General features: G+C 56.9%; 21 protein-coding genes. 4 read left to right on the plus strand and 17 right to left on the minus strand.

The features are described 5' to 3' along the window. Window positions 1–499: aldo/keto reductase (locus AC1XOS_RS06895; protein ID WP_481961482.1), on the minus strand; the 499-nt coding region annotated here is incomplete at its 3' end. 49 nt (window positions 500–548) lie between these two features. Between AC1XOS_RS06895 and AC1XOS_RS06900 the strand changes: the two genes are divergently transcribed. Further along, entirely contained in the window at window positions 549–1,322 is a 774-nt protein-coding gene (locus AC1XOS_RS06900; RefSeq protein WP_481961483.1) for an aldo-keto reductase family protein, read from the plus strand. A 78-nt stretch (window positions 1,323–1,400) separates the two neighbouring features. Here the strand turns inward: AC1XOS_RS06900 and AC1XOS_RS06905 are convergent, their stop codons facing one another. Next, window positions 1,401–3,791: a prolyl oligopeptidase family serine peptidase gene (locus AC1XOS_RS06905; RefSeq protein ID WP_481961484.1), complete on the minus strand. Its 2,391-nt coding sequence runs from the start codon at window positions 3,789–3,791 to the stop codon at window positions 1,401–1,403. Next, window positions 3,788–4,702, minus strand: a complete 915-nt coding sequence (locus tag AC1XOS_RS06910; RefSeq protein WP_481961485.1) for a dihydrodipicolinate synthase family protein — start codon at window positions 4,700–4,702, stop codon at window positions 3,788–3,790. Before AC1XOS_RS06910 ends, AC1XOS_RS06905 begins: the two co-directional genes overlap by 4 nt. A 28-nt stretch (window positions 4,703–4,730) precedes the next feature. On the opposite strand from AC1XOS_RS06910, the gene AC1XOS_RS06915 reads away from it, so the two are divergent. After that, window positions 4,731–5,582: a GntR family transcriptional regulator gene (locus AC1XOS_RS06915; protein WP_481961486.1), complete on the plus strand. Its 852-nt coding sequence runs from the start codon at window positions 4,731–4,733 to the stop codon at window positions 5,580–5,582. Here AC1XOS_RS06915 and rnd read toward each other — a convergent pair. Further along, entirely contained in the window at window positions 5,573–6,745 is a 1,173-nt protein-coding gene (gene rnd / locus AC1XOS_RS06920; protein WP_481961487.1) for a ribonuclease D, read from the minus strand. The genes AC1XOS_RS06915 and rnd overlap by 10 nt on opposite strands. Before the next feature lie 60 nt (window positions 6,746–6,805). Here rnd and AC1XOS_RS06925 point away from each other — a divergent pair, with 60 nt between their 5' ends. Continuing rightward, a complete protein-coding gene (locus tag AC1XOS_RS06925; protein ID WP_481961488.1) occupies window positions 6,806–7,594 on the plus strand; it encodes a TIGR00282 family metallophosphoesterase in 789 nt (262 codons plus the stop codon). On the opposite strand, the gene AC1XOS_RS06930 is transcribed toward AC1XOS_RS06925, so the two are convergent. The 12 genes from AC1XOS_RS06930 to AC1XOS_RS06985 all read right to left on the minus strand — a co-directional run bounded on the left by AC1XOS_RS06930 (window position 7,591) and on the right by AC1XOS_RS06985 (window position 19,522). Next, complete coding sequence (locus AC1XOS_RS06930; protein WP_481961489.1) at window positions 7,591–8,610, minus strand: serine hydrolase domain-containing protein; 1,020 nt, start codon at window positions 8,608–8,610, stop codon at window positions 7,591–7,593. The two genes, AC1XOS_RS06925 and AC1XOS_RS06930, sit on opposite strands and share 4 nt — an antisense overlap. 4 nt (window positions 8,611–8,614) lie before the next feature. Then, a complete protein-coding gene (locus tag AC1XOS_RS06935; protein WP_481961490.1) occupies window positions 8,615–9,520 on the minus strand; it encodes a glycoside hydrolase family 43 protein in 906 nt (301 codons plus the stop codon). Then, the gene (locus tag AC1XOS_RS06940; protein WP_481961491.1) at window positions 9,517–10,521 is read right to left on the minus strand and encodes a sialidase family protein; all 1,005 of its coding nucleotides are present in this window, start codon (window positions 10,519–10,521) and stop codon (window positions 9,517–9,519) included. The genes AC1XOS_RS06935 and AC1XOS_RS06940 overlap by 4 nt, the downstream gene beginning before the upstream one ends. Further along, window positions 10,514–11,659: an arabinan endo-1,5-alpha-L-arabinosidase gene (locus tag AC1XOS_RS06945; protein ID WP_481961492.1), complete on the minus strand. Its 1,146-nt coding sequence runs from the start codon at window positions 11,657–11,659 to the stop codon at window positions 10,514–10,516. The genes AC1XOS_RS06940 and AC1XOS_RS06945 overlap by 8 nt, the downstream gene beginning before the upstream one ends. A gap of 1 nt (window position 11,660) precedes the next feature. After that, the gene (locus AC1XOS_RS06950) at window positions 11,661–12,485 is read right to left on the minus strand and encodes a carbohydrate ABC transporter permease (RefSeq protein WP_481961493.1); all 825 of its coding nucleotides are present in this window, start codon (window positions 12,483–12,485) and stop codon (window positions 11,661–11,663) included. After that, a complete protein-coding gene (locus AC1XOS_RS06955) occupies window positions 12,485–13,381 on the minus strand; it encodes a carbohydrate ABC transporter permease (protein ID WP_481961494.1) in 897 nt (298 codons plus the stop codon). The genes AC1XOS_RS06950 and AC1XOS_RS06955 overlap by 1 nt, the downstream gene beginning before the upstream one ends. Then, window positions 13,378–14,616, minus strand: coding sequence for an ABC transporter substrate-binding protein (locus tag AC1XOS_RS06960; RefSeq protein ID WP_481961502.1), 1,239 nt, complete (start codon window positions 14,614–14,616; stop codon window positions 13,378–13,380). Before AC1XOS_RS06960 ends, AC1XOS_RS06955 begins: the two co-directional genes overlap by 4 nt. Before the next feature lie 9 nt (window positions 14,617–14,625). Then, on the minus strand, window positions 14,626–14,814 hold the full coding sequence (locus tag AC1XOS_RS06965; protein WP_481961495.1) for a hypothetical protein: 189 nt from the start codon (window positions 14,812–14,814) through the stop codon (window positions 14,626–14,628). A 148-nt stretch (window positions 14,815–14,962) separates the two neighbouring features. Then, entirely contained in the window at window positions 14,963–16,651 is a 1,689-nt protein-coding gene (locus AC1XOS_RS06970; RefSeq protein ID WP_481961496.1) for a CRTAC1 family protein, read from the minus strand. Continuing rightward, complete coding sequence (locus tag AC1XOS_RS06975) at window positions 16,648–17,748, minus strand: tetratricopeptide repeat protein (RefSeq protein ID WP_481961497.1); 1,101 nt, start codon at window positions 17,746–17,748, stop codon at window positions 16,648–16,650. Before AC1XOS_RS06975 ends, AC1XOS_RS06970 begins: the two co-directional genes overlap by 4 nt. 79 nt (window positions 17,749–17,827) lie before the next feature. Further along, entirely contained in the window at window positions 17,828–18,592 is a 765-nt protein-coding gene (locus AC1XOS_RS06980) for a tetratricopeptide repeat protein (RefSeq protein ID WP_481961498.1), read from the minus strand. 6 nt (window positions 18,593–18,598) lie between these two features. Continuing rightward, window positions 18,599–19,522, minus strand: coding sequence for a type II secretion system protein (locus AC1XOS_RS06985; protein ID WP_481961499.1), 924 nt, complete (start codon window positions 19,520–19,522; stop codon window positions 18,599–18,601). A gap of 148 nt (window positions 19,523–19,670) precedes the next feature. Here AC1XOS_RS06985 and AC1XOS_RS06990 point away from each other — a divergent pair, with 148 nt between their 5' ends. Beyond that, complete coding sequence (locus AC1XOS_RS06990) at window positions 19,671–20,507, plus strand: helix-turn-helix transcriptional regulator (RefSeq protein ID WP_481961500.1); 837 nt, start codon at window positions 19,671–19,673, stop codon at window positions 20,505–20,507. A gap of 168 nt (window positions 20,508–20,675) precedes the next feature. Here the strand turns inward: AC1XOS_RS06990 and AC1XOS_RS06995 are convergent. Next, the coding region (locus AC1XOS_RS06995; RefSeq protein ID WP_481961501.1) for a hypothetical protein at window positions 20,676–20,921 on the minus strand (246 nt) is incomplete at its 5' end.

Genomic DNA, 20,921 nt, shown 5'->3' on the forward strand with positions numbered 1-20,921 from the left:
CCCGCGCGACGCGCCACGCGGGCATGTCCGAGATGCCGACATAGAGCACTTTCCCCTGACGCACCATATCGTCGAGGGCGCGCATCGTCTCTTCGAGTGGCGTGATGCCGTCGTCCATGTGCACCCAGAGCAGGTCAATATAGTCCGTCTGGAGGCGCTTGAGGCTGGCATCGAGGTTCTGCACCAGGCTCTTGCGGTGGTTGCCGCCCGCGTTGGGGTCGCCGTCGCGCAGATTCAGCGTGTACTTGGTCGCCACCACGAACTGATCGCGCTGCCCCACAAGAAACTCCCCCAGAAACTTCTCGCTGGTGCCCTCGGTGTAAAAATTCGCTGTGTCCAGAAAATTCCCACCACGCCCCGCGTAGAGCTCCAGCTGCTTGCGGCTCTCAGACGCATCCGCGCCCCAGCCCCAGTCCGTGCCAAACGTCATTGTGCCGAGAGCGATCGGCGAGACGCGCAGGCCGCTGCGCCCCAAAAGTCGGTAGTGATCCAGTTGCATACCAGCAAATAACCCAAATATGGGCTTGTGGTTCCGGTACAATCGCGCTATGGGAAGTAATCGTTTGATTCTGGGGGGGCACTCGTTTATCGCGCAGCTTGGCTCCGATCCTGCGCCAGATACGAAGACGCAAGACGCGATTGTGGCGGCGTGTCTGGATGCGGGGATCACGACCTTCGACACGACCTATCTGCCCGAGCGAGTCGCGCTGGGAAGCTCTCTCCAGCGGCTTGGGCGGCGCAGTGAGGCGCAGCTCATCGCCTGGAACTTCTTCACCGACTTCGGCCCCGACGGCTCCGTGGGTGGCCACGCGCCCTACGAGTCGCAGCATATTCACCAGATGCTCCGTGAGCTTCAGAGCGAGCATATCGAGCACTTGGTCGTGCATCCCGTGAGTGATCCGGCGGCGCAGGAGCAGCAAGAAGCGCTGGCGGTTTCGTGGCAACAAGCAGGCCATGTCGGGCGACTAGGCACCTGGATGCCGCCGCTCGACACGCCTCAACCTGGCCCCTACGCCTTTGCCGTCGCGCCGTGCAATGTCACCAACGCCGACGATGCCACGCCGCGCTTTGCCGCCTACAAAGCCCTCGGCTGGGAGACCCTCGCCACGTCACCGTTCGTGCGCGGCTGGGAGCTGGACAAGCAAGTCGAGGGCCAAGGAAAAGACAAAGCCACCGTTGCCGACGAAATGCTCCGCTTCTCCGCGTTCTTCCCGAATGTGGACAAGCTCATCGTCGCCATGCGCCGCCCCGAGTGGGTCGCGATCAACTGCGCCAGTGTCGCTCGTGGGGGACTCTCTCCCGGCCATCTCCCCGCGCCTTAGAGCGCTTCCCCTCGTCCCGGCGAGGCACGAGCCATCAGGGTAAGAGAGGTGGCAAGCTCCAGCGAGCCGGGGAGATGGCTACTTCCCTCTCGGCTCCACTCCCAGTAAGTTCTTGACAAAAAAGTCCATGCGGCGGCGCTTGCCGTAGAGGCTCTCGCCTGCGCCATGGTTCGCGCCGGGGAAGACAATCAGCTCGTAGTCTTTATTGGCCTTGATCAGGGCATCGGCGACCTGCATCGTGCTGGCGGGGTCTACGTTGCTGTCTACCTCGCCGACCGTGAGCAATAGCTTGCCGGTGAGCAGGTGGGCATTGACCACATTGGAGCTCTCTTCGTAGGACTTATCCACCGGGTAGCTCATCCACTGCTCGTTCCACCAGACCTTGTCCATGCGGTTGTCGTGGCAGCCACAGTCGGCGACGGCAGCTTTATAGAAATCCCCGTGCCAGAGGAGCGCGGCCAGCGCGTTTTGGCCGCCTGCGCTCCCGCCATAGACTCCCACGCGGGTGAGGTCGAGTGATGGGTACTTCTGGGCCAGCGCCTTCATCCAGAGAATCCGATCCGGGAAGCCGGCATCTTTGAGGTTCTTGAAGCAGACATCATGAAACGCCTTGCTGCGCCCATCGGTGCCCATGCCATCGATCTGCACCACCAGAAAGCCCAGCTCGGCGATTTGTTGGGCGTTGCCGTAGCTACTGCTCCACTGCTTCGGGACAAAGAAGCCCTGCGGCCCGGCGTAGATCTGCTCAATAACCGGGTATTTTTTTGCGGGGTCGAAGTTCGTGGGCCGCCAGAGCACGCCGTAGATATCGGTCTGGCCATCGCGGCCTTTTGCCACAAAGCGCTCGGGCTGCTTCCAGCCGGTGGCTAGCAGTGCTTTCGCATCGCCTTTCTCAAGAGTCGCGAGCTTCTTGCCATCCGATGTGCTATGTAGCTCGGTGATCGTCGGCAAGTCCACGCGGGAGTAGCTGTCCAAGTAGCGCGTGCCATCGGGCGAGAGAGCAATGCGGTGCGTGCCGTCGCCGTCGGTGAGGGGCGTGAGTGTGCCACTACTTACCGAGACGTGGGCATAGTGAACGTGATACGGGTCTTCGCCGGGCGTGCGCCCTGCGACTCGGAGCAGCAGCTCACCTTTGTCTTCGTCGAAGCTCTCCACGCCGCGCACGGTCCACTCGCCCTGGGTGAGCTGCCGCTTTAGCTTTCCATTTGTGGCATCGTGTACAAAAACATGATTCCAGCCATCACGCTCGCTCGTCCAGACAATCTCATTGGATTTTGCCAAGTAGCGTGCCCAGAACTTGCCTGAGTAGTTGATAAAAGTCTTGGTCGCGTCCTCAAAGAGTGTCTTGGGGGTGCCGCTTGCCGCGTCTACGCTGATCACGCGCATGAGCTGATGGCCGCGCTGATTGTACGCAAAGAAGAACCGCGATGAGTCCGCACTCCAAGTCACGCCCGCGCCCCAGCCCGAGTCGCCCAGTGCAGGCAGGCTCCAGGGCTCAGGAAAGAGCGACTCGTTCAGCGCCATGGCTTTCTTATTCACCACATCAAACAAAACCGGGCGCGGGTGCTCGATCTTATCGCCGGGCTTGAGGTAGTCTAGCGTCACGAGCTTGGGCTGCACCTGCTCTTTAGGCGACGACGACACGATATAGACCTTGTGCTCCTGCGCGGCCTCGGTGCGAAACGCGACCACTTTGGTGCTATCGGGCGACCAGAAAAATCCCGTGCCATCGTAGGAGTCTTTGGGCTTGCCATCGGTGCTCAGCGCTGCGGCCTCGCCGCCCGCGCTGGGGCGCACCCAGAGGTTGTCGCCTTTTACAAAGGCAATCCACTTCCCATCGGGCGATGCACCCGGATTTCCGCCGCGCTGCGCCTCGCGCCGCGTCGGGGCGGCACGCTTGCCATCCACGACTACCGTGCCCCCCAGCGCGGGAGCCGTCGCATAGCCCAGCACTTTCCCGCTGGCATCGCGCACCTCCCAGGCATGGCCACCAAACGTGCTCTGGCTGTACTTCTTGCCTGGTGCCACTTTCCCGTAGGGCGTGCGGTCGCTGCCACTCACCCAGAACAGAGAGAGCTCGCTGCTGGTCTGATTGTCGAAAACCAGATCCACCCGCTCGCCCGCCTCGCCCTGCTGAGGCCGTGTCGTGAGTCGCTGGACGCTCTCCGTGCCGAGCTTTCCTCCTAAAGCGGCCTTGAGCGCCGCCTCACTAGGAAAGCGCTGCAGCTTACCATCGGCCTCAGCCAGCACCCACTCAAAGGCGTTTGCCCCCGTCTCCACCCGGTACCAGAGCCGTCCACCCTCCAGCCAGTTGGGTGCGACACTCGCACGAAAGACTTTCCCGCGCGACAGCTCCCCGAGCTTGCTCGCCCGCTCGTAGTCCGCCTTCGTTCCCTGCGCCTGTGCCATCCCCGATACCCCTAATACCAACACAACCATCCCGATGATAACCGTCGGGTAGTTTTTCATAGTTTGGGTCGCTCCGAGAGCCCTTTGTGGATCAGGGTAAGAATCTCGTCGCGCTCGGTGCCGGCGAGGGTGAGGCGCGGGGCACGCACCCACTCGCTTCCGAGGCCCGCTTCTTGAAGCACAAGCTTGATCTTCTGGACAAAGTGCGGGCCGATATCGAGGGTCATCAGGGGCAAAAACCAGCGCCAGAGCTCGCGAGCCTTGTCCCAATCCCCCGCCATCATCAGCTCCCACATCCGGGCGTTCTCTTTGGGGAAGGCGAGGCCGACCCCGGCGATCCAGCCCGTTGCGCCCATCAAGACGCACTCAGGGATAATGGTGTCCACGCCGCCGAAGATCGCATAGCGGTCGCCGCAGGCATTGTAGAGCTCGGTGATGCGCGTGGTGTCCGCCGAGGACTCTTTAATCGCCACGAGGGTCTCGACATCGGAGAGCTCAGCGAACATCTTGGGGGTGATGTCCACGCCGTAGCCCACGGGGTTGTTGTAGACGATGATCGGGAGCTTGCTGGCCGCAGCGACCGTGCGGAAGTGCGCCATTGTCTCGCGTGGATCGGACTTGTAGACCATCGCGGGAAGCACCATCACGCCATCCGCGCCAAGCGCTTCCATGTCCTGAACATACTGACAAGAGGCTGCCGTGCTCATCTCCGCCACGCCCGAGAGCACGGGCAAGCGCCCTGCCGCGACTTCTTTGGCATGCTTGACTACGGCGCGCTTCTCTTCGGGAAGCAGGGTCTGGTTCTCGCCCAGTGAGCCGCATAGGATCAGGCCGTGAATGCCCGAGTCAATGAGAATCTCAAGGTGCTTTGCCTGTGCTGCCCAGTCAATGCTCTGGTCTTGGTGCATCTGGGTGGTGACGGCAGGAAAGACACCACAAAAAGAAACGGGAGAGATTTGATTATTTATCATGCATGGATTATAATTCATCTTGCACACAATGTCAAAAACTTTATCTAAATTTATCGCCGATGATCTGCGGGCCAACCCGCCTGTCTCCGAGGAGCCCCTCACACTGGCCGCGCTGGCGACACGCTACTCCGTAAGCCTCACCCCCGTGCGCCAGGCCGTGCGCGAGCTGATTGAGTTAGGTTTTTTAACAAAGTCCGCGACGGGGAGAATCCACCCGGGGCCCTCCTTTGGAAAAGGGAGGGTGCAAAGGAACAACGAGGCGGGTGGGTTCGGGTGGGCTCGCGACTGGGAAGCCGAGCTACGCACCGATATTCTCCAGCGCTCGCTTCGGGGCGATCAAGAGTTTCTGCGTGAAGAAGCCCTCGCCGAGCGGCTAGAGATTGGTCGGACCGTGCTGCGGCAGGCACTGCACCAGCTTGCGGGCCAGGGCTTTGTGGAGCATGTTCCCCGCTGTGGCTGGCGTGCCCGCGAGCTGACTCTCTCCGCGGTCGAAGACTGGCTTCTGGTGCGTGAGCGGCTGGAGCTTCTGGCGCTGGAGCAAGCCTGGCCGCACCTTGACCCGACTGTGCTCGTGCGGCTTCGGGATGGCAATGAGGGAGCACAGCTCGACAACAACCTTCACCGCTATCTCATCGCTGCCGCCAATAGCCCGCTCCTCACCCAGCTCTTTGCCCAGCACGGCGCGTACTTCACGGCGCTTTTTGATCATGCTGCGCCCGAGACCAAGATGGAGGACGCGATGGCGGCCCAGCACCGCGCGATCTTAGATGCTCTCTTAGAGCGCGACCTAGACCGCGCCGCCGCCACGCTTTCGGCTCATATTCGTGCCCAGCGCCGCATTGTCGAGAAGCTCTTAGGGCAGCTAAGAGCTCAGTCGTAGCGGCAGGCGAGCTGGCCTTTTATAGGATCCCAGACGACCGAGAGAGTGCCTGCGAGTGTGGCTTGCAGTGCCTCGCCCAGTAGCTCGTGACGCCAGCCGGTGAAGAGATTACGCACCGAGGCGGGGTTGCGCTGGATGGCGAGCTGGCGCAGGGCATCCGAAGGGGCGAGCAGGGAGGGAGGCATGTCCTCTTCCATCGCCCGGACTTTCACCACGGCGGAGAGAAGCTCCAAGAGCGCGGCTCCGTGCTCATCTAGCGGCGGCGATGACTCGGTGACAGGCCAGAGCTCCTCAGGGACTTCTAGGCCGCGCTGGATCGCCAGAACGAGCTCCTCCGCCTGACGCGTCCCGACACCATTGACAGCGCGTAGCTCCAGCACAGCAGCGGCTGTTTTCGGCTTGCGCTTGGCAAGCTCGACGAGCGGCTCGTCCTTGAGAACGGTCCGACGCGGCTTGTTGCGCCGACGCGCTTCGTCATCGCGCCACAGAGCCAGCTCCTGCAAGATCGCCAGTTCACGGCGGCTTAGCCCCTGCTTGCTGCCCACTTTCTTCCAGAGATCCTCCAGGGGCGTGGTCTCGGCCGCAGCGGTCAAGAGCCGCTCTGTGTGCTCCGTGGCCCAGACCACTCGTCCGCGCCGCTCTAGCCGGGCAGAGAGCCGGTCGTGGAGCTGGTGAAGGTAGCGTACATCGTCGGCGGCATAGCTACACATCGAGGGAGTTAGGGGGCGGCGCGACCAGTCGGAGAAGCCCTCCTCTTTGGAGAGCTTGACCTTGAGCACGGACTGCACGAGTGCGCCATAGCCAACTTGGGTACCAAAGCCCGCAAAGGCCGCCGCGATCTGAGTGTCAAAAAGGGGAGCAGGAATGTGGCCTAAGAGCGCTGTCAGAATCTCGACATCCTGGCCGCCCGCATGGACGATCTTAAGGATACTAGGGTCGGTGAGGATCGCGCCAATGGGGCCAAGTCCTCCCAGAGCCTGGACATCCAGCAAGGCAATCATGCCGTCTACGGTGCCGACTTGAACCAGCTCCAAGACGGGCTCGTAGGTTCGCTCCCGGATAAACTCGGTGTCAATCGCAAGGCGCGGGTCGGTGTCAAGGCGTGCTGCTAGCTCAGTAGAGAGTTTTTCTAGCTCATCGGGGCGGGTCAGGGGGGCAATCACAGAGGCTATTAAACCCTAAACTTGTCTTAAATTGGACGCTCCGGCGTATAATTCTAGTTCATGCGCATTTTATTTCTCGGAGATGTTGTGGGAAAACCAGGCTTGGAGGCAGTGACTCAGCACTTGCCGGGGCTACGCAAGGAGCTTAAACCTGAGCTAGTGATTGTCAATGGAGAGAACGCGGCGACCACGGGACGCGGGATCACGGAGCCGATTGTTCGTGAGCTGGTTGCCAGTGGGGCAGATGTCATTACGACGGGCAACCACGCCTGGTCGCGGTCCGACGAGTGGAATCTCTTCGATGAGGAGCCACGGCTTCTGCGGCCCGCCAACTACCCACCGGGCGCTCCGGGACGTGGCTGGGGGATCTTTCGGACGCGGCAGGGCAAGCTGATCGGGGTGGCAAATCTCATGGGCCGTGTCACGATGGAGGCGCTCGACGATCCCTTTCGCGCCGCAGATGCCATTATTGCCGAAGTACTGCAGCAGACCCCTCTGCTCTTCTTCGATTTCCACGCCGAGGCCACCAGCGAGAAAGCAGCTTTTGGGTGGCACTGTGCCGGTCGCGCGTCCGTGGTCGTAGGTACCCACACCCATGTCCAGACCGCCGATGAGCGCATTTTGCCGGGTGGCACCGCCTATATCACTGATGTGGGCATGTGCGGCCCGGAGAACTCCGTGATTGGGATGGATATCGAGGTCTCCCTAGCACGCTTTCGCACCCAGCTCCCCACTCGCTCCAGGGTCGCCGACGGCGCGGCGATCCTCTGCGGGGTTGTCGTGGACATGGATGACACCACAGGCCGAGCCCAGCACATCGAGCGCCTGCGCCGCCGGATTCCCCTTTAACCCTTTAGGTACGGCGCAAGCACCACGCCGACAGCGGCATCGCAGGCTTTCTGGGCCTCTTCATCGGCCACGTTGGTTGCCACGAGCACCGCCAGGCGCTTCTTGGGTGCAACCCAGGTGGTGCAGAAGTTCATGGTGTTGCTACCCGCATGGTTGAGCACCATGCCCCCTGCCCAGCTTCGCTGGGCCACAACCCAGCCGCCTGCGTAGTTTCCCCCCAAGAGTGGCGTGGTCAGTGCTTTCATCGTCTCTGGCTTGAGGAGCTTCTGGCGCTCCGGGTCGGCAAAGACTGCCACAAACTTGCCCCACTCCCCAATCGGGAGGTGCACACGGCCCGCAGGAGACATGAGAGGCGGGTTGTCAGCCTTCTCTTTAGGGTCTATCGCCACCAGCTTTTTGTCCTCGCGCAGGTGCTGCCAGACGAGGGGAGGTGCCCCAAACCCGCCGCCCATAATGCCTAAGGGCTTCCAGAGCCGCTCGGCAATCAGGCGCTCCCAGGGCGTTGCCGCGAGCTTTTCGACCAGCATTCCCAGGATCGCGTAGCCCGCGTTGGCATACTGGTACTTCCCAGCGGTCTCATCGGGGGGAGTGGCTAGGCGCTCGATATACCAGCGAGCACGCTGCTTTTCCAGGGGCCCCGTAAAGCGATGCATGTAGAGCAAGTTCTTGCCTTTGGGCTCGTCTTTTGTCAGGCCCGCCCGGTGGGCTAGGAGTGCCTCAATGGTCGTTGCCTTCCAGGCTGTGGGCGTCTCGGCAACCAGCTCTCCCAGGGTGGACTTCCAGCTCAGCTTGCCTTCGTCCACGAGAAGCCCTACCAGAGCGGCTGTCATTGCCTTGGTATCGGAGCCGATATGGAAGGCATCCGTGGGGAGCGCGGGATCCGTGCCGCCTGCCTTGCGCACTCCCGCCACGAGCACGGTCTGCGGCTTGCCCTCTGCCACCACAACCGCCGCCAGAGCAGGCAGGTCGAACTTTTTACGAAGTGCCTCTAAAGCTTCGTCATGGGTGTGGATCATGCTTTTAGGATACCCTCGGCGCTCCAAAGATAGGAATGTCCCCTTCCCATTGAAACGTCTGCGCACGGATCACCCGGTCCCACCCGGAGCCCGCGTGCCGTGCACTGTGATAGACAATCCAGTCTTGCTTGTTTTTCTTGCCCTCGCGCACAAACGAGCAGTGCCCCGGCCCAAAGATACTCGTCGTTTTTGCAAAGACGGGCTCGTGGTGCTTTTTCCAGGCGCTCGGACTGAGCGGATCGCCGCCGGGTGGGAGTGTGAGGCGGCCCAAGCAGTAGTCATCGCACCATGAGCCCGCCGCCGAGTAGACCACATGAATCGTCCCGTTGCGCTCCAGAACCTGTGGCCCCTCGTTGATCGTGGGGAGCTTCCCTGGGCCGCCACTGCCGCGTTTTTCCCACGCAAGCTCCGGCGACGAAATCTTCACGCGCTCGCCGCTCGGGGTCAGCGGATCGGCCATCGGGCAGATATAGAGATGCTGCGCCGTGTTCTCCGTGCCCTCCCAGCCCGACCAGAGATAGTAAAGCCGCTTTGTCTTGGGATGCACCAGCAGCGTCCCGTCAATGGCCCAGCGGTCGGGCGTGAGCGCCAGCTTCCCCACAGAAACATACGGCCCCAGCAAGCTCGCCGAGTGGAGCGCAATCATCCGATGGTTTTTATTCTCCCCATCGTCGGCAGCGACATAGATATACCAGTGCCCTTGGTAGAGATGCAGCTCCGGTGCCCAAATTTCCTTCGAGAACGGCCCCGTCTCTGGTGCCTGCCAGAGCGGCTCAATCACCGCCACGCCCAGCCCCGCCAGTGTCGCCGCTCGCCGAATCGCCACCCCGTTGTGATGGCTCTGGCATAGAATAAACTGTCCGTCGTGGTGGATTACCCAGGGATCGGCCCCGGCGCAGATTGGATTCATAGTATGGTTCCTTGCAGTGCATCTTCGGCAAAGTTGAGCCAGTGGGCATAGAGCTTGTTCTTGGGAAGCGCGATCAGGCCCGGTAGGTAGTTTCGGTGACCGCCAACAAAGAGTGTTTCTGGAGCACTCCAGCTCGCGCCGCCATCGTGGCTGAAGCAGAGCTTAATATCGAGGTGGAGCTTGGGGGCGGGTGTGCCGGGCTTATCCGGCGTGGCTTGGGCTTCATCGGTGCCGAAGATGCAGATGAGAGTGCCGTCGGTGCGCTTGGCGAGAAATGGCGAGAGGGCCATGTGGGGGCGCTGTGGTGCTTGAAAGAGCAGGCGGCGCGGTGCCCAAGTCTGCCCGTCGTCGTCGCTGGTGACAATACGAATCACGCCGGGATGGGGCGGCTCGGTATCCACACTCTCCAAAGCACAGATTAAGCGCTTCCCGACACTCACGACAGTGCCCATGCCATCACGGGAGAGCTTTTTATCTTCTGCGCGGCTGACCACAACCGGCTCGCCCCAAGTCTTTGTTTTTGCGTCCCAGAAGCGCCCCATGAGCCACTGGTGCCCTGGAAAGCCGCGCAGAAACGGCGTCTCTTCGTCGTCGTAGACACAGAGCAAGCGCCCGCCGGGAGTATCAAACAAAAACGGGGCCCAAAGCCCCTGTGAATTAGCAATAACTGTCGAGTGCTGCTGCCAGCTCTTGCCGGAGTCAATGCTCTGATAGACCTCGATGGCGTAGGATTTCTGGGCGTGGTGGTTGTGGCGGCAGACATAGAGCAGCCCATGGCGCTTGCTGTCCAGAAATGCGCCATCGCCCAGATCCGTGGCATTGTCCGGGTCGCGGATAATGGAGACGGGCTCGCCCCAGGTCTTACCGGAGTCCGTGCTCTGAGACGCGAGCACCGTTGCGCCATCTTTGCCATGCTCCGTGCGTGCCCCCAGAAGCGCCCCGCTACGCTGCCGGATCGCGCCACGCATCACCGGGATTTTCCAGGGAGTCGGCTCAGGCAACGCGGCGGCCTCGCAGGGGGTGCCCTTGCAGGTTGACTCCCTGGTAGGTGGCGAAGTCTCTCGCGAGCGTGAGCCTATCTTGCCAAGCACCACCCGGCGCTTTTGCATCGGGCCAGTGAACGGTCACCGTCTGTCCTTCTTGGCTCCAGGTTCCACCGGGCGCACTGGTGGTACCATCGGCCTTAAAGGTGAGCATAGTCGCCGCGCCGCCCTCGGGGGTGTGCTCCCAGGCCCCGATCAAGCCCATCCACTTGGGCGGCTTGGGGGCATCTTTCAGGCTCGGCCAGCCACTTCGATCCCAGCGCAGACTGCCCATGAAGAGAGTGGGGATGCCGTTGTTCTCCGCATCGTAGGCGTGGCAGAGAAACGTGTCGCCCACCACGGCGCAGTGCCCCGGCCCACGCCAGCGCCCTTGGCCTTGAGAAACCACGGTTCCACCGCCCTGCAAGAGCGGCTTGCCGTCGCGGTCGAGATACGGCCCTTCGATTTTCTGGGAGCGCCCGACGACGCTTTTATAGGTGCTATTGACGCCCCGGCAGCAGAAGTCATGGCTGACAAAGAGGTAGTACCAGCCGCCGCGCAGGGTGATAAACGGAGCCTCGATCGCGGTGGAGCCCGGTCGGGCCGCGATACACTTGGGCACCGCGTTTGAAATGGGCTTGCCCGTCTTGGGATCAAGCTTGAGCAAGAAAATCCCCTGCCAGAACGAGCCAAAGCTCAGCCAGGGCGTCCCATCTTTCTCGACAAAGATATTGGGGTCAATCGCGTTGTAGGGATCGCCTTTTTGCGATATAAAGACCGGGTCCTCGTCGCGCCAGCCATCACCGCCGAGTTTTTCACAGCTCGCCATCCCAATCGCCGAGCGCTGGCTCCCAAAAGTAGAGACGGAGTAGACGAGCCGCCAGCGCCCACCCCAGAACGAGATGTCCGGTGCCCACGGGTTGCGCGTGCCGGGAACAAGCTCTTTGTGCCAGGCAGGAAGCGTCGTAAAAATCTCTTTAACATACTTCCAGCTCACGCCATCATCGGAGAGCCGGTAGGGAATCCCATTGCCGGTTGAAAATAAATGCCACTTACCTTCGCTCTTTGCCAGCACCGGATCATGGACATGCTGAATATCGCCCGAGAGCTCTTTCATCTTATTCTTTGAGCCCCGACGACGCCATTCCCGCTAGAATGTGGCGCTGGAAGATCAGAAAGGCGAGAAGGGTGGGGAGCGTGCACAGGACGCCCGCCGCCAGAGTCAGGCCGTACTCACTGGCGTAGCTGCTCTGAAACAGCGCGACTCCCACCGGAAGCGTGTAGTGATCCACCGAGTCTAAGTACACCAGCGGGCCGAGAAAGTCATTCCAGGAGCCCACAAAGGTGAAGATCGCCAGCGCGGCCAGCGGTGATTTGGAGAGCGGGATAATCACGTTCCAGAAGATCCCAAAGCGCGAGCAGCCATCGATCTCTGCGGCCTCTTCCAGCTCGCGCGGGATTCCCATAAAGAAGCTATGGAGCATGAAGAAGCCAAAGGCACTGCCGCCCGCCGGGACGATCAGCGCTAGCGGCGAGTCGAGCCAGTGGAGGGCATTGAGCTCCAGATAGACTGGCACGAGGAGAATCTGCCCCGGCACCATGAGCGTCCCAATGACCAGAGGGAAAACCCATTTCTTGCCCGGCAGCTCCAGCCGCGCGAACGCATAGGCCGAGAGCGACGCCACGCAGAGCACCAGCAGCGTGGTCGCCATGGAGATCCCAAGCGAGTTCAGAAACCAGCGCAGGAGAGGAATCTCTTCGGGGGTTCCCAGCACCTCCTGGAAGTTGGCCAGAGTCGCGTGCTTGGGGAAGATGCTCTCAAACTTGACCACCTCGCCATCGGGCTTGAACGACGTGATAAAGATCATCGCCACGGGAAAGACAAAGATCAGAGCAGCGATTGCAATCAGCAGCTCCGCAGGCGAGAGTTTCCGTCGGCGCATTATTTGGACTCCCGCATCAGCCGGAACTGAATAATCGAAAAGACGGCGATTACGAGAAAGAGCAGCCAGGAGATTGCGGCGGCGTAGCCCATGCGGTAGTTGTTAAACGCGGTGTCGTAGATGTACTGCACCAGGGTTCGGGTCGAGAGCTCGGGGCCGCCACGGGTGATCATGAAGACCTGGCCAAAGACTTGGAAGGAGCCGATGACGTTCATCACCATCGAGAAGAGCAGCACCGGGCGAAGGAGCGGCAAGGTAATCTTAAAGAACGCCTGTGTCCCCGTCGCTCCATCGATGGCGGCGGCCTCGTGGTAAGAGTTTGGGATGTTCTGGATCGCTGCCAGAAAGACCAGCATCGGCCCGCCCAGAGTCCACCAGAGGGTCATGATCACGATAGCGGGCATCGCCCAGTTGACGTCCGAGAGCCAGGCGATCTTGATGCCAAAGAACTTGTTCAGATAGGCATTGAAGAGCCCAAACTCCGTGTTGTAGAACCAGCGCCAGAGCAGGCCAACCACACTCACGGTCAGCAGGTGCGGCAGGTAGCACAGTGCCCGCCAAAACGCGCGGCGCTTCTCATTGACCTGGGAGAGGCCAACCGCCAGCAGGAGCCCCAGCAGAATGGTCGCCGGAACCGCGAGATAGACAAAACGCACCGTCGCCCAGAGCGCCTTGTAGACATACTCGTCCTTGAGCGCTTCTTGGTAGTTAGCAGGCCCCACAAACTGCGCGGGGCGTGCGGTCAGAATGTCCCAACGAAACAGGCTCAGCCCCAGGCCAAAGAGCAGCGGCCCCAGTACAAAGGCGACAAAGAGGATCAAGTGCGGCGCGGCAAAGAGCCAGGAACCCATCCCCTGGCCCCTTCCCTGCCGCAAGGAAGGGGATTTATTTGTCATGGCGTCGCCTCCCGCTTGATAATCTCATTGACGCGTTTCTCGGCGGCGGCGAGCGCGTCTTCCGGGCTGGCCTTGCCCCTCAGGATCTTCTCCACCGCCAAGTTGTACTCAGTCTGATACTCAAAGATAAAGGGCAGGCGCGGCTGGTACTGCACAAACGAGATTTGCTTTGCAAAGGCGCTCTGCACCGCCATTTTCTCAAAACGCTCGGTCTTGCGCAGGCTCGGGCGAGTCGGAATCTGGCCGCCGTCGGCCCAGTCGAGGCTATTGTCAGAGAGGAAGCGCATGAATTTCCACGCCGCCTGCTGCTTCTCAGGAGTGAGCCCTGACTTCAGGCAGAGGTTGTGCGAGTCGGCCCAGACCGCCGTGTGATCGGCCACTTGGGGCACGGGAGCGCCTGCAAAGTCGAGGTCTTTCTGCTTCTGGAGGTCGGCGAGCATGTAGATGCCCTCAAAGACCATCCCGATGCGCCCCTGGCGAAACCCAATCCAGGAGTCGATATTCTCCGGCGAGGGCACGAGGCCATCTTTGATGAGATCGTGGCAGAAGCGCAGCGCCGCGATATTTTTGGGGCTGTTGAGCGTGCAACGCGCGTAGTCCGGCGTGAAGGGCGAGCCGCCGAACTGCTTGAGAAACGTGTAGGTGCAGGTCTCAAAGTTAGTAAAGACGTAGCCCCACTGATCGGGCTCGCCGTTTTTACCGGGCTTTTTGATGCGGCGCATCGCCTCCAGAAACTCCACACGATTGCTCGGAGGCTTCTGGGGATCGAGCCCCGAGTCGCGGAAGAGCTTGCGGTTGTAGTACATGCCCATCGCATGCACATCGAGTGGGAGACCAAAGTGGCTTCCCTCAACTTTTGCCGCCTCCCAGACATTGGGATCGAGGTCGTCTGTGGCCGCAGGAAAGTCACCCAGCAGCGGATCCAGTGGCGCAGCAAAGCCCGCACGAGCGAACCTGAGCAAGGCGCGGGTGTGGAGCACAAAGACCTCGGGGGCGCGGCCACCCAACCCACCCACGAAGAGCTTGTTGTAGTAGGTGCCCCAGTCCATGCGCTGCATGAGCACCGTGATCTCCGGGTTCTCCTCGTTAAAGCGCCGGACGAGCCGAAGCATCGTGCGTCCATCGGGGCCGGTGAAGCCGTTCCAGAAGCGTATGGTGGTGCGTGCACTGCTCCGACCGCAACCTGTGAGCGGAGCAAGGCCAAGCGCACCCAAAAAGCGCCGTCGTGTCAGCATCAAGAGAAGCTAGCGTCCACCATAACTACCACCTTGGCCACCATAACCACCACCTTGGCCACTAGGGCGACCGTAGCCACCGTAGCCACCGGGACGGCCGTAACCACCGTAACCACCACCCTGCCCTGCATAGCCTCCACTAGGACGAGCTCCGCCCCCGGTCATGTCTTTTCGCATGTTATCCATTTGTTGTTTCATACGTCCCTGCGCTTCAGTATCAGCGACATTACGTCCCCCAGACGAGTTGGGGCCAAGAGCTCGTATTCCGAAGAAAGCAACGAGAGCTAGTACAGCGACTACAGCGGCAATAATTGCCCAAACAGGTATTTGATTTTTCATAGAAAAACTACTCCTCAGTTATTGTAAACCGTTTGTTAATCTGAAGATTATTTAGGATCTGGATTCTTCCAGAAGGCCAAATAATTTTAACTTCATCAATTTTTTTTAATTTCCCCAGCCCGAAGGTCAATAAACGCTGACTCTCAGAGAGAAAGCTCCCTCCACTATGAAGATAGCGTTGTTGTGTTATACCCCCAGATTTCATTTGAACCAAAGCACCTATAGCATCACGATTTGAATATTGACCAATCAGCTTTATAGATATCCAGTTATTTTGATTACCTCCATCATTTCGGAGTAATAAGAACCTACCATTATTATCAACTATACCTAAATCGAGATCACCGTCATCGTCAATATCACCGTACGCAGCCCCTCTTCCTACAATGGAAAAATCTAGCAAGGATTCTTTAGTCACATCAAGAAAATCAGTTCCTTTTTGGTTACGAAATAAAAGTGGTTTTTGCTTGAATGTGAGATTTGATTTATACGTATTAACAATATCATCAACATGACCATTTGTTGCAAATATATCTTGCCATCCGTCGAGGTCGAAATCAAAAAAGAAAGTAGCAAAAGTGACATTTAAAAGACTAGGAGTTACCAGTCCTCGTGATTGGGCTTGATTTTCGAACATACTAGGCATTCCGCTCATTGGCTCAAAAAGCGAAATTCCCTCTTCAGAGAAGTTACCTATAACCATACAAAATTGGCCATTATTACGAAAATCGGCAACATCGATTCCCATTCCTGCTTTTGCCTTGCCATTTTCTCCAAAAGCAACACCACTTTCGACTCCTTTATCAATAAATCGCTTACCATTTTCATTTATTAACAAAAAATTTGCCCAAGTATCATTAGCAACAGCAATATCAGGCCAACTATCATTATTATAATCAGCAATAGCAATTCCAAATGATTTTCCCAGTGCAATATCAAATAGACCAACTTCTTTACTGACATCCCGAAATTTCTCATTTCCCTCATTGTGGAACAATGTATTTCGAGCTCCTTCAAATGTTCCCGGGGGACAGTAACCACGCACTCCATTTTTTCCGCAAAAAGGATCTATTTCTGGCGACCATTTAACATATTGACAAACAAAAAGATCAAGTCTACCATCTTTGTCGTAATCAAGCCAAGCTGCACTGCTACTCCATTTATGCTCTATATTAATGCCTGATGGAGGAACTCCTATAAGCCCAGATGATTGAGTAATATCAGTAAATTTGCCGTTTATATTTTTTAATAGATGATTAGGTCCTACTGCCGTAAGGTAAATATCTTCCCAACCGTCATTATCAAAATCACCAACAGCAACTCCCATACCATATAGACAAATATCAAGGCCTGAACCAATGGTACTATCTTTGAAATTACCATTTCCAATATTCTCATAAAGCTTAGGAGTTGTCTTAATTGGATTAGGATCATCTTGCCAAGTAGTACTATTAATAATCAAAACGTCTAACTTATCATCATTATTATAATCAAAAAATGCTAAACCGCTACCTACTGTCTCAGGCATACGTTTCTTCCCTCTACTACCATTGACATGAAGAAAATCAATACCTGCGTCTTTTGAAACTTCTTTAAAAACAACGGGTTTGATATCAAGATGGGATTCAACAGAACCAATTCTAGATGGACATCCGGTACAAATAAGAATTACTAAGAGCCAAAATAGCCTTCTCATTTCTTACTCTCCAGGGATGAGAGACGATCCATGTATCCAAGACGTACATAAAGGCTTTTCAGTGACTCTTTTAAGGCATTATCTTTTGAGTTGCGTCGAATCGCCCGCTCAAACTCACTCACAGCAGACTCTAAATCCCCTGCAGAAAGAAGAAATTCAGCATACGCAACAATATCTTCTGTTTGAGCTTTCTCTCCCCGCGCACGTGTCTGCAACGTCTGACGATTCTGCTCAAAACCAACATACTTCCTATAGAACTGCATCATTTTTTGACTTGATTGAGTATTACCTTGTTTTGCATATACCCGAGCCAATTCTTGATATCCCGGTCCGTTCCCAGGTTCTATATCAATAACATGTTCCAGACAAGTAGCAGCAAAAGACAGTTGATTCTTAGCAAAATAACACTGGCCTAAAACTAGCCATGCTTTATCATCTCTAGGAGAGAGTAAAACTACTTTTTCAGCAAGTTTTATTGCTTTTTCAAGACGATTATCAAGCTCACGACGATCCATATAGATATCAATAAGCTGTTGCATCAGCTCTGTTCTACCTTGCGCTTTCTCATCAAGGACAGATAGAGCAGTCTCAAGCTGCAATTCAGCCTCATCTTTTCGTCCCATACGATGCAACTGTTCAGCAAGCTGAAGGCTAAAGACACCGTGATTCTTGGGAGTTTTCTTAATCGCTTCCTGAAGACATATCAATCGTTTTTGGAGCGTCTCTTGAGTTTCAACTATATTGTAGGCATGAATCAGCAGTATTAGATCTTCCACACGTCGCTCAAAGGTAAGCGCTTCAATGAGTTGTAGATACTCGGCGTTGCGCTTCTGTCCTCGATACGCTTCGGCAACAGCAAGCTTGGCACGCCGTAGCTTACGTGGCTCTGATGTTTTGGTCGCACGTTGAGCCTGCCGTAACGCACTGGTAAAGTCTCCTTGAAAACCTGCTGCGACTGCATACCAATACGCGCTGTCTGCACTTTCTCCACTTTTCTCAAGGGCTATTGCCGCAAGTAGTGCCGTCGAAAACTGCTGATCAGATGCTGCTATTCGCTCAAATGCATACGCTGCTTTTTTGTAGTCTCCACGACGCATGTACTCATGTCCAATTTTCTCATAGACATCAAGCGCCGACGGATTGATTTTATTGGCTTCCTGCCAAACTCTCAGAGCCTCAGCATATTTTTTTTTGCTGATTCAGGATCATACCGTACAGGTAGCGCGCCCCTACAGGATCAGGAGCATTTGGTATAAGTTTCTCCATACAGAGACGAGCACGATCTAAATTTCCCAGCGCAAAATCACATCGTGCAGACAAGCTTAAAGCCCCGACATCGTTAGGGTGCAACTTGATAAATCGTTGAGCTAACTTTTGAGCTTCTTTTTCTTCACCACTTGATAGTAAGGCAAGTATAAAACGCTCAAATACAGGTATTTCTTTAATATCGGGATGTGCAGACAGCCAGCTTTTTAAAAGCGAGATAGCCTCATCTGGACGCTCAGCCTCAGTGTAACTACCCGCCAGATTCAGTATAGCCTCAGGGTTATGGGGAGCGAGTTCGAGTGCTTTTTTTAACTCAGTAATTGCCTCATCTTCTTGAGCGAGATGACTAAGAGCCCTGCCTAACGATGGACAGACTTGTTGATCAGAAGCGCCCAGCAGTCGGGCGGACTTGAGATAGCGCTCAGCAGAGAGATAAAAACCATTCTGCTCTTCTAGGGTTCCTAATTTTAGATACGCCTCGGTATCGGAAACATCCGATTTTATCCGACTCAGCCAGTAGCGTTTCTGAGCTTCTACAGAAGCGGAAACAGGAAGAGGAGCAGGCTTACGATGAAGCAAAAAATTGCTCACCGGAAGCACTGCTCCACTCACAACAAGTATCCCCAACAAAAAATACAGACGTGGTTGTCTCGTTTTAGCTGAGGATTTTTTCATCGAGATCTACGGAGAGGGCGTGTTGTCGCCACCACGGACACCCGCTTGACCAAAGATATCAAACTCTCCACCCCAGTCAAGGCGAGTGTCAAAAGCATTTCCTGGACGCCGGGCGATCCGAGTCGCTCCAGGACGAATCCAGAACTGACTGAGTTTAATGGCTTTAGCATGCCCATCAAAGTAGATAACGTTACAAAGGCCATTATGGCGTGGAACTGGAACCTTAGTGGGGTTGTCTGCACCTTCCCAACTTAACCGGTTCGGATTCAAGAAGATCCCAGCACCTTGCGCACGCTCATACCCTCCAGGTTGCTTATAGCTGTCCGGGTTATTCAAAAAGGCCGTTCTACCCGCACGGGAACCCGCGTTCCAGGCATCGCCTCCCGTTGAGATAGCCCCCGAGTCTGCGAAGATAACGAGCTCAGCAGGTTTATTGAGCTGAGGCAAAGTCGCGACCGCAGCACCTTCGTTCCCCGCAGGGCCGCCACCACCCCAAGTAGCCATCGTATCGTTAATACCATAACCCATAACACGGTTGATGCGCTCAGGCGTCTCTAGATCATGACACCAGTCTGGCCCTTGCGCTTCACTCTGATCAGGGCAAGTCATCACCGCATGGTTCTTGATATAGGGCATGATGATATAGTGCCAGAAACGACGCCAGTCTCGAACCTGACCATTTTGCGATCCTACTTGTGCATCGGAGTAGTTCATCCAGATAGGAAGCACCGTTTCGTCATAATCCTGCATGTACATCATTAAAGCCGTGCCAAGCTGCTTGGTATTTGACAGACAAGCAATTGCACGCGCTTTTGCACGGGCTTGAGCAAAAACGGGAAAGAGAATCGCAGCAAGAATCGCGATGATCGCGATCACGACAAGAAGTTCGATCAGGGTGAAGCCTGCCTTCTTAGCAAGCTTTGGAGTCATACTCATTAAAAAAACCTCCGTGTTCAAAGTTTCAACGGTGATAATCAACTGAAGAAAAACCGGTTTATCAGACCAGTTCGACCAAGTATATCACACCCTGTCTTCAGGTGTAGTGGTAGAATAGTACACTCTCATTTTCTTTTTTACCATGAGCGAAAACCAACAAGCCCTTCGTGAAGTGCAACAAATCGGTGAAGATACCCAAGAGCGCTTGGTGACGATGCAACAGCTCCCTCTGCTCGCATTGCATAAGCTGGGGATGGTAGGTCACTCGGATGCCCGGGCGGGTTTTCATTTCGTACGCTCCTGTCCCCACTTCGCTCAGGTGCTTGTCACTTTGGAGGGTTGTGGTATCGTCCGTGTCAAAGAAAGCTGGCAGGAGCTTAAGCCAGGCATGGCCTATCTGATGCCTACTAGAGCGTTCAGTGCCTACTACGCCCGAGGAGGCGAGATATGGAGCGTGATCTGGGTGCATATCAATGCGGACACACTGAGCTTTCCCTCACCTGATGCCCAGATTCTGCACCGCGATACTCGCGCACTTCAATACAGTGTCGAGGGGCTTTTGTACGAAGCGCATGGCCTCGCAGAGCCCGAGCCCCTGGCTGACTGGGTGCGTCTGGTTGCCTGTGAGGTTCGTCGGCTGGTTAGTGGGACACCGGGAAACGCCATGCGTCTTGCGCCTCTCTGGAGTGATGTCCAGACAAACCTGACGTATCCCTGGACGTGTGAGGAACTGGCAGCGCGGCTCAATCTCAGCGGGGAGCGCCTGCGAAAGCTCTGCCAGGAGACCGTGGGTACCAGCCCGATGGCCCATGTCACGCAGCTTCGGATGCGCCATGCAGCCGCGCTCTTGGCCTCGGGAGGCTACAGTGTGACAGAAGTCTCATGTCGCGTCGGCTACGACAACACCCTGGCTTTCTCTACCGCCTTCAAGCGCGTGATGGGCACCACGCCCTCGTCGTGTCTGCCCCGGCATCGTTAACCATCTAGCACCAGCCGCACCTAGCATCAAAACGGCAGAAGCTGTGAGGGCTTTTTTCTGCGCCCAAATTGCGTTTTCGGAGATGGACAGCTCGTGAAGGAGTGGCGGCGATACGCTGAGGCCCGGTTTCTTGCTCCGGCCCTGCAAACTTGGTTTGGGTTGCAGGCTTTACGCGGCGTAGATCGTGTCGCGGTTTTGGAGGTGGCCTTTGAGGATTTTTCGTGAGACAGGCAGCTTGCCGTCTACCACACCAAGCGCTTTGTCCATGGCGATAAACTTCTCGGCGTTCTGTGGGCTTTTCTCCCCGATAACCACGCCCTGTGTGTAGAGCACGTGATCGAAGTCCTCGCGCGGGTGCACCACGCCGTCGTGGATGTGCAGAGTCGGGAAGAAGAGGGAGCGGCCCATACGGTT

The organism is Armatimonas sp. (assembly GCF_964826245.1).